Origin of the sequence: Pseudomonas shahriarae (genome assembly GCF_014268455.2) — a bacterium.
GTDB lineage: Bacteria > Pseudomonadota > Gammaproteobacteria > Pseudomonadales > Pseudomonadaceae > Aquipseudomonas > Aquipseudomonas shahriarae.
Map to the genome: position 1 here is coordinate 3,224,359 of NZ_CP077085.1, position 14,381 is coordinate 3,238,739.

General features: G+C 62.3%; 8 protein-coding genes. 1 reads left to right on the forward strand and 7 read right to left on the reverse strand.

The window, feature by feature from the left end; genetic code table 11:
• Positions 1-12: 12 nt before the first annotated feature.
• The 7 genes from HU773_RS14330 to tpx all read right to left on the reverse strand — a co-directional run bounded on the left by HU773_RS14330 (position 13) and on the right by tpx (position 12,855).
• Positions 13-759, reverse strand: a complete 747-nt coding sequence (locus tag HU773_RS14330; protein WP_169989690.1) for an SDR family oxidoreductase — start codon at positions 757-759, stop codon at positions 13-15.
• Positions 760-846: 87 nt separating this feature from the next.
• Entirely contained in the window at positions 847-2,928 is a 2,082-nt protein-coding gene (locus tag HU773_RS14335; RefSeq protein WP_169989689.1) for a putative bifunctional diguanylate cyclase/phosphodiesterase, read from the reverse strand.
• 241 nt (positions 2,929-3,169) lie between these two features.
• Positions 3,170-4,621 carry an efflux transporter outer membrane subunit gene (locus HU773_RS14340; RefSeq protein WP_169989688.1) on the reverse strand — a complete coding sequence of 484 codons (1,452 nt, stop codon included), beginning with the start codon at positions 4,619-4,621 and terminating at the stop codon, positions 3,170-3,172.
• Positions 4,618-7,725: an efflux RND transporter permease subunit gene (locus HU773_RS14345; RefSeq protein WP_186625406.1), complete on the reverse strand. Its 3,108-nt coding sequence runs from the start codon at positions 7,723-7,725 to the stop codon at positions 4,618-4,620. Before HU773_RS14345 ends, HU773_RS14340 begins: the two co-directional genes overlap by 4 nt.
• Entirely contained in the window at positions 7,722-10,820 is a 3,099-nt protein-coding gene (locus HU773_RS14350; RefSeq protein ID WP_120733168.1) for an MdtB/MuxB family multidrug efflux RND transporter permease subunit, read from the reverse strand. The genes HU773_RS14345 and HU773_RS14350 overlap by 4 nt, the downstream gene beginning before the upstream one ends.
• Complete coding sequence (locus HU773_RS14355) at positions 10,817-12,121, reverse strand: MdtA/MuxA family multidrug efflux RND transporter periplasmic adaptor subunit (RefSeq protein WP_057959461.1); 1,305 nt, start codon at positions 12,119-12,121, stop codon at positions 10,817-10,819. The genes HU773_RS14350 and HU773_RS14355 overlap by 4 nt, the downstream gene beginning before the upstream one ends.
• A gap of 233 nt (positions 12,122-12,354) precedes the next feature.
• The gene (gene tpx / locus HU773_RS14360; protein WP_057436626.1) at positions 12,355-12,855 is read right to left on the reverse strand and encodes a thiol peroxidase; all 501 of its coding nucleotides are present in this window, start codon (positions 12,853-12,855) and stop codon (positions 12,355-12,357) included.
• A 167-nt stretch (positions 12,856-13,022) separates the two neighbouring features.
• Between tpx and HU773_RS14365 the strand changes: the two genes are divergently transcribed.
• On the forward strand, positions 13,023-14,315 hold the full coding sequence (locus tag HU773_RS14365) for a glycosyltransferase (protein ID WP_169989687.1): 1,293 nt from the start codon (positions 13,023-13,025) through the stop codon (positions 14,313-14,315).
• Positions 14,316-14,381 lie beyond the last annotated feature (66 nt).

Consider the following 14,381-nt stretch of genomic DNA (forward strand, 5'->3'; position numbering starts at 1 on the left):
ACGGCAGGCCTGCTAGCGGCCGCCCCCCACGTCAATAAACGTCCCGGTGGCGTAGGACGCCTTGTCCGACAACAGCCAGACAATCGCTTCCGCCACTTCATCCGGGCGCCCGCCGCGGGCCATGGGAATGCCGGACTCAAGCTTGCTGACCCGATCCGGGTCGCCGCTCAGGGCATGGAACTCGGTGTAGATATAGCCGGGGCGCACGGCATTGACACGAATCCCCTCGCCCGCCACTTCCTTGGACAGGCCAACGGTGAAGCTGTCCAGCGCGCCCTTGGACGCCGCATAGTCCACATACTCACCGGGCGCGCCAATGCGCGAGGCCACCGACGAGACGTTGACGATGCTGCCACCCTGCCCGCCATGCTTGGGCGACATGCGCAGCAGCGCATGCTTGGCACACAGGATCGGCCCTAGCACGTTGGTCTTGAGGACTTTCAGGATACGGAATTCGGACATCTCATCGACCCGTGATTTATGCCCGACGGTCCCGGCATTGTTGACCAGCGCGGTGACGCGCCCCAGTTCGGTGTCGACGCGGTTGAACAGGCTGATCACTTCGTCTTCGATGCTGACATCGGCGCGCACCGCAATGGCCTGGGCACCGAGTGCGCGCACTTGCTCCAGTACCCGCAGAGCGGCGGCTTCATCGGACTGGAAATTGATGCAGATGCGATAGCCCTGTCGGGCCGCCAGCAAGGCTGTGGCGGCGCCGATCCCACGACTGCCACCGGTGATGATGACGACTTTGTCCATGCGTAGTGACTCCCCATTCAACCTGAGCTGTTGGATCCAAGAATACCTGCGCCTGCCAGGTTTTGCATGGACCGGGGTCAATTGATCTCACGGTGGGGTCAAGCGCTCCCTGGCCACGATGGCGCTCATAAAGGTATCCGCCGGCAGTGGGTGGCCCAGCAGGTAGCCTTGCAGCGAGTTACAGCCCAGGCGCGTGAGGAAATCCTGCTGCATGTCGGTCTCGACCCCCTCGGCAACGATGCGCAGGCCCAGGGCCTGGCCCAGGGCGACAATTGCCGAGACGATGGCGGCATCGTCGCTGTCGTGCTCCAGGTCGCGCACAAAGCCACGGTCGATTTTCAGCTCATTGGCCGGCAGGCGCTTGAGGTACATCAGACTGGAGTAGCCGGTGCCAAAGTCGTCAATGGACAAATCCACGCCCATTTCCGAGAGTTCCTGCAACACCCGCATGCTCGCATCGGCATCGCTCATAGCCGTGGTTTCGGTGATTTCCAGGGTCAGGCTATTGGCCGGCAACTGGTGGCGCTGCAGGGCGTTGGCCACACTGGTGACCAGCCCGGCATGGCAGAACTGCAGGGCCGACAGGTTCACCGCAATACGCCAGTCCCGGTACCCCTGGGCAAACCACACCTGCATTTGCCGGCATGCTTCGTTGAGCACCCAATCGCCGATGGCGATGATCACCCCGGTTTTTTCCGCCAACTCGATAAACTTGTCCGGCAGCAACAGGCCGTGTTGTGGGTGCTCCCAGCGCAACAGGGCTTCGGCACCGATGGCGCGACCGCTGAGGGCGTCGAACTTGGGCTGGTAGTACAGGCGCAACTGCTGCTGTTCAACCGCCTTGCGCAAATCCTGCAACAGTTGCAGTTGCTTGCGCGCATTGGTGTTCATTGACACATCAAAAAAGCTGTAGCCGTTCTTGCCCATGCTCTTGGCGTGATACATCGCCGCATCGGCATTCATCAACAGTTCCTGGGGCGTTGCGCCGTTACCGGGGAACAGGGCAATGCCGACACTGGCAGAGATGCTCAAGTCATGCTCGGCTACGCGGAACGATTGGTTGATCAATCCCACCTGGCGTTCGGCCAGACGCAGCGCATCGTCGGGCTGGCTCAACTGCACCAGCAACACGAACTCATCGCCGCCGATCCGCGCCAGGGTGTCCTGACCGCGCAGGTCTTCGCGCAGGCGCAGGCCCACCTCGCGCAGCAATTGGTCACCCAGATGATGGCCGAAGGCGTCATTGACCGGTTTAAAACCGTCGAGGTCGATAAACATCAGGGCAAAACACCCACCTTGCTCCGCCACCAACTGGGTGGCCTGCTGAATGCGATCGGCCAGCAGCGTACGGTTTGGCAGGCCGGTCAGCGTGTCGTGCAGGGCCAGGTGGGTGAGTTCCTGGTTGGCCAGGCTCAAGGAATCGGCCAACACAGCGGTGCGTGCTTCCAGGCGCGCATCGAGCAAGGAGGTCAATAGCGCGAAGGCCAGGATTGCCAGGGTGGTCACCAACACTAGATTGTCCAGGCCGGTGCCGCTCAGGCCATCCACCGACGCCCCGCAAAAACTGCCATCGGCAAAACGCGCCGCCGCCATGCCGGTGTAATGCATGCCGACGATGGCCACGCCCATCACCACCGCCGCAGCGCTCCGTGCCAGGCGTACATAGGGGGTGTTGCGCCGCAGTTTGAAGGCAATCCATAACGCGGCGGCCGAGGCCCCCACGGCAATCAGCAATGAGGCGATGAACAAGGTGGGGTCGTAGTCGATGCCCGGCATCATGCGCATGGCGGCCATGCCGGTGTAGTGCATGGTGCTGATCCCCGCCCCCATGATCAAGGCGCCAAACCCCAGTTGCCAGGCCGGCAGACGCGGTTGGTTGACCAGCCACAGGGCGAAGCCACTGGACAGGACGGCGATCAACAGCGACAGCGCCGTTATGCCGATGTCGTAGCCCAGGGCAATCGGCAGGCGAAACGCCAACATCCCGATAAAGTGCATCGACCACACGCCAATCCCCATGGCCAGGGCGCCGCCGGCCATCCACAGGTACACAGCCCGGCCCTTGGCGGTGGCAATCCGACCGGTCAGGTCCAGAGCGGTATAGGACGCCAGGATGGCCACAAACAGGGAGATCAGGACCAACGCGGGGGAATAACTGCCGGTAAGCATGTGACGTCTCATGGATGACGATGCGAACGGCGTCCGTGCCGGGGGAAAGTCGGGGATTGTAGCGAGAATAATTCTCGTACAGGTGGAATATTGTCACAAGGCCATTACTGAAAATGTATGGCCTGGGGAGGGGCGAAACTACAGTCGGTGGAAGCGGGCTTGCCCGCGATGGCGTCAGCAATAACCCCTGAGGGTTTATCAGCTGTTCATCCGTTATCGTTGACGACCATCGCCGACAGGGTCAGGGTTTTTCGTTTGGCTCCAACTGGCCATCCCAACCACCACCCAGCGCTGCAATCAGTTGCACGCTGGCCACCAGCCGGGTTTGCAGCAAGGTCAGCACGGTACGTTCGTTGCTCAACGCCGTCGCCTGGACGTTGACCACATCCAGGTAGGCAATCAGGCCGGCCTTGTACTGGTTCTGGGTCAGGCGCAGAGATTCCCGCGCGGACTCCAGGGCCTCGTTGCTCACGCCCGCCTCGTCTTCCAGAACCTTGAGCTGGACCATGTAGTTTTCCACCTCGCGGAAACCGTCGAGTACGGTCTGGCGGTACTTGGCCACGGTTTCGTCGTAGGACGCTTCGGCGCGGTCAACTTCTGCCGAGCGCTGCCCGCCGTCGAACAGGGTCATCGCCAGTTTCGGCCCCACCGACCAGAAGCGGTTGGGCAGGCTGATCCAGTCGGCATAGGTGCTGCTGGAGTAACCACCGGCCAGACTCAGGGTCAGGTCGGGGTAGTAGGCGGTTTTCGCCACGCCGATATTGGCGTTGGCGGCAATCACTGCGCGCTCCGCCGAGGCAATATCCGGGCGGCGTTCCAGCAGTTGCGATGGCAGGTTGGCAGGAATCTGCGGCAGTGCCGGTATGTCCTTGCTCACCGCCAGGTTGAACATGGCAGGAGGTTCGCCGATCAATACCGCGATGGCGTTTTCCAGTTGCGCCCGTTGCCAAACCAGGTCGATCAGACTGGCCTGGGTACTCTTGAGCTGGGTCTGGGCCTGGGCGACAGCGTCCTTGCCTGAGACACCGGCGCGGTACTGGTTCTGGGTCATTTGCAGCGAGCGCTGATAGGTCTCGACGGTGGTTTGCAGCAAGCGCGTCTGTTCGTCCATGACCCGCAATTGCAGGTAGTTCTGCACCAGTTCCGACTGCTGGCTCAGGCGCATGGCCGCCAGGTCGGCGGCGCTGGCTTGGGCGCTGGCGTCGCTGGCTTCCAGGCCTCGGCGTAATTTGCCCCAGATATCGGCTTCCCAGCTCACCCCCAACTGGGTGTTGAGGGTGTCGCGGATACCACTGCTGGAGCTGCTCAAGCTCGCATTACTGCTACCCGTGCCCTGGCTGGCGCGGGTTTTCCCGGCGCTCAGGTCGACGGTCGGAAAGAACGCGCCACGGGAGCTGCGTGCCGTGGCCTGGGCCTGGCGGTAGCGGGCTTCGGCCTGGGCCACGGTCTGGTTGGCGTTGTTGAGCTTGTCCACCAGGCTGTTGAGTTGCTGGTCGCCATACAGCTCCCACCAGGCGCCACGGGCCAGGGCATCGCTGGGGGCGGCCTGGCGCCAGCCCTGGGCTTCTTTGTACTGCGCCGGCTCGGCAACTTGCGGGCGCTGGTAATCGGGGCCGATGGCGCAGGCGCTGAGGAACACGGCGCAAAACATCACCGTCAGTGCAGGGGCCCGGAAAACAATTGATTCGGTCATAGCGGAGTGTCCAGGGCAGCGTCGGTACGCACCCCGCGCCAGCCGTTGAAACGGTGGCGCAGGCGGTCGAGATAGAGGTAAACCACCGGGGTGGTGTAAAGGGTCAGGATCTGGCTGAAGACCAGCCCGCCGATAATGGTCAGGCCCAGGGGCTGGCGCATTTCCGCGCCTTCGGCGGTGCTCAGCAGCAACGGCAAGGCCCCGAGGATCGCCGCCAGGGTGGTCATCAGGATCGGCCGCAAGCGCAGCAAACAAGCACTGCGTATGGATTCCAGGGGCTGCATGCCTTCCTTGCGCTCCAGCTGCAGGGCCAGGTCGATCATCAGGATCGCGTTTTTCTTCACCACGCCAATCAGCAGGAACAGACCCAGTAGCGAGATCAGGCTGAACTCGCCGCCCAGCACGTAGATCGACAACAGCGCGCCGACCCCGGCCGAGGGCAGGGTCGAGAGGATGGTCAGCGGGTGAATGTAGCTTTCATAGAGAATCCCCAGCACCAGGTACACCGCGACCAATGCGCCGAGGATCATGAAGGGCTGGCTTTTCTGGGTGGCGGCGAAGGCATCGGCGGTGCCGGCCATCTTGGCGATCACGTCTTCCGGCAAGCCGACCTTGGCAATCGCCCGCTCGATGGCGGCCGTGCCCTGCTCCACCGTGACCCCGGGCGCCATGTCGAAGGCAATGTCTTCGGAGGCAAACTGCCCTTCGTGGCTGACGCGGTCGTTGGCCAGGCTGTTTTCGTAGTGGGCAATGGTCGACAGCGGAATTCGCGCGCCGTCAGCGGTAATCACCTGCACCTGATTGAGGGTGATCGGGTCCTGGGCGTATTTCGGATTGACCTCCATCACCACCCGGTACTGGTTGAGGCTGTCATAAATGGTGGAAATCTGCCGCTGGCTGTAGGCGTTGTTCAGCACCGAGGTAACCATGTTCATGTCTACGCCCAGGCGCTTGGCCTGATCGCGATCGACAATCAGCGTCACCTGTTGCGCACCCCGCCCTTCGCGGGCGTCGATGGCGGTTAGTTCCGGCAACTCGCGCAGCGCGGCGACCACTTTCGGGTACCACAGGCGCAAGGCCGCCAGGTCGCCACTTTGCAGGATGTAGGAATATTGCGAAGACGTCTGGTCGCGGCCACCACCAAATTGCAGGTCCTGGTCGGCCATCAGCATCAAGCGGCCACCGGGTACCAGGGGCACGTTCTTGCGCAAGCGCTCGATCACCGCCTGGGCCGACAGCTGGCGTTCCTTGATCGGCTTGAGGCGCACCAGCATCACCGCGTTGTTGGTGCCGTTGCTGCCACCGATAAAACCCGCCACGCTTTCCACTGCCGGGTCTTGCAACACGGCTTTGCGGAAGATCTCCATCTTCGGCTGCATGACGCTGAATGACAGGCCGTCATCGCCGCGCACAAAACCGATCAATTGCCCGGTGTCCTGTTGCGGCATAAAGGTTTTGGGCACCACCACATACAGCGCGATATTCACCCCGATGGTCACGAACAGGCTGAGCAGGGTCAGCCGCTTGTGCCGCAGCACCCAGTCCAGACTACGGGCGTAACCCGCGACCATATGGTCGTTGACCTTCTGGCTCCAGCGCTGCAAACCGGTCTCCTGCCCTTTGACATGGGGCTTGAGCCAGCGCGCGCAGAGCATCGGGGTCAGGGTCAGCGAAACCACCAGCGACACAATGATCGCCGCCGCCAGGGTGATGGAAAATTCACGGAACAGGCTGGTGACAATCCCGCCCATAAACAGGATCGACAGGAACACCGCCACCAGCGACACGTTCATCGACAGCAGGGTAAAACCGACCTCCTTGGCCCCCAGGTACGCTGCCTTCATTGGCGCGATACCGTTGTCGATATGCCGGGAAATGTTCTCCAGCACCACGATGGCATCGTCCACCACCAGGCCGGTGGCGAGGATCAGGGCCATCAGCGACAGGTTGTTCAGGGAAAATCCATAGAGGTACATGATCGCAAAAGTGCCCACCAGCGACACCGGCACCGCCAGGGTCGGGATCAGCGAGGCGCGGAAGTTGCCGAGGAACAGGTACACCACCAGGATCACCAGGGCCACGGCAATCAGCAGGGTCATTTCTGCCTCATGCAGGGTGGCGGTGATCACCGGCGAACGATCCATGGCCAGGTTGAGCTTGACGCTGGACGGCAATACCGCCTGCAACGCCGGCAACTGGGCCTTGATCTGCTTGACGGTCTCGATGATGTTGGCGCCGGACTGGCGGTTGATCACCAGCAACACCGCTGCATCATTGTTGAAAAAACCGCTGTTGTAGCGGTCTTCGACGCCATCGCTGATCTTCGCCACATCGCTCAGGCGCAAGGCGGCACCGTCCTGGTAGCGGATCAGCAGCGGCTCATAATCCTTGGCCTTTTCCAGCTGGTCATTGGCCTGGATCTGCCAGTTGCGCTCGCCATCTTCCACCGAGCCCTTGGGCCGGCGCACGTTGGCATTGGCAATGGTGTCGCGCACCTCATCCAGGGACACGCCGTACTGGTCGAGGGCCTTGGGCTCCAGCTCGATGCGCACCGCCGGCAGGGAGCTGCCGCCGATCTGCACCTCGCCCACACCCGGTACCTGGGACAGGCTTTGCGAGAGGATGGTGGACGCCAGGTCGTAGAGCTGGCCCTTGGGCAACACGTCCGAGGTCAGCGACAGCACCATGATCGGCGCCTGGGACGGGTTGATCTTCCTGTAGGTGGGCATGCTGCGCATGCCGCTGGGCAACAGGTTGCGCGAGGCGTTGATTGCCGCCTGCACTTCCCGCGCCGCGCCGTTGATATCACGGTCGGAGTCAAACGCCAGAATCACCCGGGTCGAGCCCTGGCTGGACGAACTGCTGAGGGTGGTGACCCCGGCAATCGCGCCAAAGGACCGTTCCAGCGGCGTGGCCACGGTAGACGCCATCACTTCCGGGCTCGCGCCAGGCAGGCTGGCAGAGACCACAATCACCGGGAAGTCGATCTGCGGCAACGGCGACACTGGCAGCAGGCTGAAACTGACGCCACCCAGCAACATGATCGCCAGGCTCAGCAGCATGGTGGCTACCGGCCGGCGGATAAAAGGTCCGGACAGGTTCATGGCTCAACCGGCTCCAGCGCTTCGGACTTGCGCCAGCGACGGCCAAGGCGGTCGAAGTACAGATAGATCACCGGCGTGGTAAACAGCGTGAGGATCTGGCTCAACAGCAAGCCACCGACCATCACCAGGCCCAGGGGTTGGCGCAACTCTGCGCCGGAGCCGGTGGCCAGCATCAAGGGCACCGCACCGAACAGCGCCGCCAGGGTGGTCATCAGGATCGGCCTGAAACGCAACAACGCCGCCTGGTAGATTGCGGTCTGCGGGTCCAGGCCCTGGTTGCGTTCGGCGTCGAGGGCGAAGTCAATCATCATGATCGCGTTCTTCTTCACGATGCCGATCAGCAGGATGATGCCGATGATCGCGATCATCCCCAGGTCATTGCCCGTGAGCAGCAACGCCAGCAAGGCCCCCACCGCTGCCGATGGCAAGGTCGAGAGGATGGTGATCGGGTGGATATAGCTCTCGTACAGCACGCCCAGCACGATATACATGGTCACCACTGCCGCCAGGATCAGCAGCAACGTACTCGACAGCGAGGCTTCGAACGCCTGGGCGGCGCCCTGGAACTGGGTCTGCACGCCGACCGGCATGCCAATGTCCTTCTGCACCTGGTTGATCAGCTCCACACCCTTGCCCAGGGCCACGCCGGGGGCCAGGTTGAATGACATCATTACTGCGGGGAACTGGCCGATATGGGTAATCGCCAACTGCGCCTGGCGCTGCTCGATGCGGGCCAGGCTGGACAGGCGCACCTGGCCGCCATCGGTGGTTTTCACATGGATCTGGTTCAGCGCGTCCGGCCCCAGGCTTTCGCCGGACTGGGCCTGCAGCACCACGCGGTACTGGCTGGCCTGGGTGTAGATCGTGGAAATCTGCCGCTGGCCGAAGGCGTCGTACAGGGCGTCGGTGATATTGGCTACCGACACGCCCAGGCGCGAGGCCGCGTCGCGGTCGATCACCATGTACACCTGCAAGCCTTTGTCCTGCAGGTCGCTGGCCACATCGGTGAGTTCCGGGTACTGGCTCAGGGCCTGTACCAGCTTGCCGCTCCACAGGGCCAGCAGGTCGGCATCCGGGGAGGACATGCTGAATTGGTACTGGGTGCGGCTGACACGGTCTTCGATGGTCAGGTCCTGCACCGGCTGCATAAACAGACGGATCCCCACCAGTTTGTCCAGTGTCGGTTGCAGGCGTGCAATCACCTCGACGGCGCTCAAGTCCCGCTCTTTATGGGGCTTGAGGTTGATCAGCAGGCGGCCGCTATTGAGGGTGGCGTTATCGCCATCGACGCCAATGTAGGAAGAAAGACTTTCCACTGCGGGATCTTCGAGGATGATCTTCGCCAGCTCCTGCTGGCGCTGGCTCATGGCCGCAAAGGATATCGACTGGGGTGCCTCGGAAATGCCCTGGATCACCCCGGTGTCCTGCACCGGGAAGAAGCCCTTGGGCACCACCAGGTACAACACCACCGTCAGGCCCAGGGTGGCAATGGCCACCAACAGGGTCAGCGGCTGATGCTTGAGCACCCATTGCAGCTTGCGCCCGTAGGCGGCAACCAGCCAGTCGATCCACGCGCCACTGGCCTTGTAGAAACGCCCTTGTTCTGCTTCCTTGGGTTCGCGTTTGAGCAGGCGTGCGCACATCATCGGCGTCAGGGTCAGGGACACCACCAGGGAAATCAGGATCGCCACCGCCAGGGTGATGGCAAATTCGCGGAACAGCCGCCCGACCACATCGGCCATGAACAGCAGCGGGATCAACACCGCGATCAGCGACAGGGTCAGGGAAACCAGGGTGAAGCCGATCTGCTTGGCGCCCTTGAGCGCGGCCGCCATCGGCGTCTCGCCTTCCTCGATATAGCGGGAAATGTTCTCCAGCATCACGATGGCATCGTCCACCACAAACCCGGTGGCGATGGTCAGGGCCATCAGCGTCAGGTTATTGATGGAGAAGCCAGCCAGGTACATCACGCCAAAGGTGCCGATCAGCGACAACGGCACGGCAATCGACGGGATGATGGTGGCGCTGAAACGGCGCAGGAACAGGAACGTCACCATTACCACCAACGCAATGGCGATCAGCAGTTCATGCTGCACATCGGTGACCGAGGCGCGGATGGTCTGGGTGCGGTCGGTGAGTACCGTCACGTCGAGACCGGCTGGCAGGTTGTCGGTGATGCTCGGCAGCAGCGCCTTGATCCGGTCCACCACCTCGATCACGTTGGCGCCCGGCTGGCGCTGGATATTGAGCAATACGGCCTGGTTTTCATTGGCCCAGGCGGCTAGGCGTTCGTTTTCTGCGCCATCGACGATTTGCGCGACGTCTTTGAGGCGCAGCGGTGCACCGTTGCTGTAGGCCAGGATCAGTTCGGCGTACTGCTCGGGCGATACCAACTGGTCGTTGGCATCGAGCATCGACACCCGTGTCGGGCCGTCGAAGTTGCCCTTGGGTTGGTTGACGTTGGAGGCGGCGATCAGGCTGCGTACGTCGGCCAGGTTCAAGCCATTGGCCGCCAGGGCCTCGGGGTTGACCTTGATCCGCACGGCCTGGCGCTGGCCGCCGGCGATGCTGACCATGCCCACGCCGCTGATCTGCGCGATCTTTTGCGCCATGCGCGTATCGACCAGGTCATTGAGCTTGGGCAACAGCATGGTCTTGGAGGTGACGGCCAGGGTCAGTACCGGGGTATCGGCCGGGTTGACCTTGTTGTACACCGGCGGCGCCGGCAGGTCCGAGGGCAACAGGTTGCTGGCCGCGTTGATCGCCGCCTGCACCTGTTGCTCGGCCACGTCCATATTGACGTCGAGGTTGAAGCGCAGGGTCAGGACCGAGGCCCCGCCGGAACTGGTGGAGGCCATCTGCGTCAGGCCCGGCATTTGCCCGAACTGGCGTTCCAGGGGCGCGGTGACCGCGCTGGTCATCACGTCCGGGCTGGCGCCGGGGTACAGGGTCATGACGCGGATGGTCGGGTAATCCACCTGGGGCAAGGCCGACACCGGCATCAAGCGATAGGCGATCAGGCCAGCCAGGACAATGGCCAGCATGCTCAGGGTGGTGGCAACGGGCCTGAGGATAAACAGCCGTGACAGGTTCATGCGCCGGCCTTTTGCGCCTTGCCGGCGTCAGCCGCCGGGCTGCCTTCGCCTTGTGCCGCGGGTTTGCCCTGCAAGTGTTCGGTCGGGCCGGTGGGCACCTGGTTGCTGTCGTTGACCACTTCCACATCGGTGCCATCTTTCAGGCGATCGGTGCCTTCCAGCACTACGCGATCGCCGGCGGCCAGGCCTTCCTTGACCACGGTGTTCTGGCCATCGGTCTCACCAATCACCAGGGTGCGAATCTTGACCTTCTTGTCACCGTCCAGGGCGTAGACAAAGGTGCCATTGGTGCCGAACTGGATCGCGGCCGAAGGTACCAGCACCACGTTTTTCAGGGTGTCGGCCAGCAGCCGCACGTTGACGAACTGGTTGGGGAACAGCACCTGGTCGTGGTTATCGAAGCGCGCCTTGAATTTCAGGGTGCCGGTGGTGACGTCGATCTGGTTGTCCAGGCTTTGCAGCACACCGGTGGCTTGCAGTTGCAGGTCGCCACGGTCCCAGGCCTGCACCGGCAGCTTGTTGCCACCGCGATAGCGGGCCAGTACGGTTTGCAGGGTGTTTTCCGGCAAGGTGAACGCCACGCTGATTGGCTGGGTCTGGGTGATGATCGCCAGGGCGGTGGTGTCATTAGCCGCCACCAGGTTACCGACGTCCAACTGGCGCAAGCCAACGCGCCCGGAAATCGGCGCACGGATCTTGGTGAACTCAAGGTTGAGCTTGGCGTCATCCACCGCCCCCTGGTTGGTCTTGACCGTGCCCTGGTATTGCAGGACCAGCGCGGCAGCGGTGTCCAGGGTCTGCTTGGCGATGCTGTCCTGTTCGTAGAGGCCGCGATAACGCTCAAGGTCAACCTGAGCGTTTTTCAATTGCGCCTGGTTTTGCATCAGTGTGCCCTGGGCCTGGAGCAAGGCATTCTGATAACTGCGCGGGTCGATTTCCGCCAGCAGGTCGCCGGCCTTGACCATCTGCCCCTCTTCAAAGGCGATCTTGACCAGCTCCCCCCCGACCCGGCTGCGCACATTGATGGTGTTCAAGGCCGTCACCGTCCCCAGTGCCTTGTAGTACACCGGGAAATCCCCTGCGACCGCGGGTGCGACACGTACCGGCACCGCCGCACCCGAGCCGCCGAAGCCGGGACGCATCATCCCGGTCTTGCTGGTCCTGGCTGCCGGGGCCTCCTTCTGGGCGGTGCCGGTCGGCCAGAATTTCCAGCACAGGAAGGCAACAACCAACAGGACGAGCAAGCCAAACAGCCAGCGGCGGGAACTACGGGGGGACGATTGCATGGATTGATCAACCATTGGAGGCGAGGGCTTCTACTGTGGGAGGCTGAAAGATAAGCACTGGGGCGCGTTTAGAAAAGCGCCTTTACCGGCTATTTACCTTCAGGCTTACAAACATTTACTTTTCGTGGGGCAACATCAGCTATTTGGCCTAAACCGCTGAAGCACAAATAAAAACGGCCTGGACTAGGCCAGGCCGCAAGCATGCATCATACGTGTTACTGCAAAGCGACAGTAACGCGCTGCCGCAATTACTTCAGTACAGCCAGGGCCGCTTCGTAGTTTGGCTCTTCGGCGATTTCGCCAACCAGCTCGCTGTGCAGCACCTTGTCGTTTTCGTCCAGTACCACCACGGCGCGGGCGGTCAGGCCCTTGAGGGCGCCGTCGGCAATGGATACACCGTAGTCAACGGCAAAATCGGCGCTGCGGAAGTCCGACAGACTCTTCACGTTTTCCAGGCCTTCGGCGCCGCAGAAACGCGCCTGGGCAAATGGCAGGTCGGTGGAGATGCACAGTACAACGGTGTTGTTCAGCTCGTTGGCCTGGGCATTGAACTTGCGTACCGACGTGGCGCAGGTCGGGGTGTCAACGCTTGGGAAGATGTTCAGTACTTTGCGCTTGCCGGCGAAAGTCGCCAGGGTGACGTCCGACAGATCGCCTGCGGTCAGGGAAAAGTCGAGGGCCTGGCTACCGATTTGCGGCAACTGGCCTTCAACCTGGACCGGGTTGCCTTTGAGGGTGACTTGAGCCATGAACGGAATCCTTATGCTGGGTTAGACGAAACGAATTCGAGAGGCGGAAGTTAACCACAAAGTGCGAATGACACCTATGGCCGAACACAAAATGTCATGACTGCGCCCGCGCCGGGCTGCTGTGGTTTAATTGCGCCGCGTTTGCCTGCCCTTGAAGGAATTCACCGTTGAAAAGTCAGCCTGCCACCCACGTCCTGGTTATCGGTTACGTCTGGCCGGAGCCCCGCTCCTCGGCCGCCGGCGGGCATATGATGCAGATCCTGGAAAGTTTTCTGGCGCAAGGCTGGGCCATCACCTTCAGCAGCCCGGCCGCTATCGGTGAACACAAGGCTGACCTGGCGGCACTGGGTATCCGCGAATGCGCCATCGAGCTCAATAACTGCAGTTTCGACGACTTTATCCGTGAACTGGCCCCGGATATCGTGTTGTTCGATCGCTTTATGATGGAGGAGCAGTTCGGCTGGCGGGTGGAGAAGCATTGCCCGGATGCCCTGCGCGTCCTGGAAACCTCGGACTTGCAAAGCCTGCGCGATGCCCGCCAGCAGCGCCTGAAAGACTACCTGAAGCAGCAGCCACACGCGGATGACTTCAGCCCCGTGTTCGCCCCGGCCCTGGACGAAGAGTTCCAGAGGATGGCCGATACCGACCTGGCCAAGCGCGAGATCGCGGCGATCTACCGCTGTGATATCAGCCTGATGATTTCCGATGTGGAGATCCAACTGCTCACCGAACAGTTCAAGGTGCCCGCCGCCCTGCTCCACTGGTGCCCGTTGATGATCGACGCCCCCAGCGAGGGGTTTATCCCCTATGAGGACCGCGCGCATTTCCTGAGCATCGGTAACTTCCGCCACGCCCCCAACTGGGATGCGGTGCTCTGGATGAAAAACAGCCTCTGGCCGTTGATTCGCCAGCAGCTCCCCGGCGCCCAGTTGCACATCTATGGTGCCTACACCCCCCCCAAGGCCACCGCGCTGCACAATCCGGCCCAGGGTTTTCATGTGATGAACTGGGCCGAGGACGCCCTGCAAGTGATGTCGGCTGCGCGCATCTGCCTGGGCCCGTTGCGCTTCGGTGCCGGGATCAAGGGCAAGCTGGCCGATGGCATGCTCTGCGGCACCCCGAGCATTACCACCCCCATCGGCGCCGAAGGCATGACCGACGGGCAGCCCTGGCCCGGGACGGTCGCCCAGAGCGCCACGGCCCTGGCCGCCGCCGCCGTGGCGCTATACGAAGATCGGCAAGCCTGGACCGAGGCCCAGGCCAATGGCCGTGCGCTGCTGGCCCGTCGCTTTGCCCCGCAGGTCCACGGGCCCGCACTGGTTGAACGCCTGCAACATTGCCTGGGCGAACTGGCGCAGCACCGGCGCAACAACTTTACCGGCAGCATGTTGCGCCACCACCTGCATAAAAGTACCCAGTACATGGCGCAGTGGATCGAGGCAAAAAACCGCGCTCTTTAAACACCGACGCTGGCGAGGTGGCGCGCAACGGGGCATTATCGGCTGCGCAACCACAATAAAAGCGAC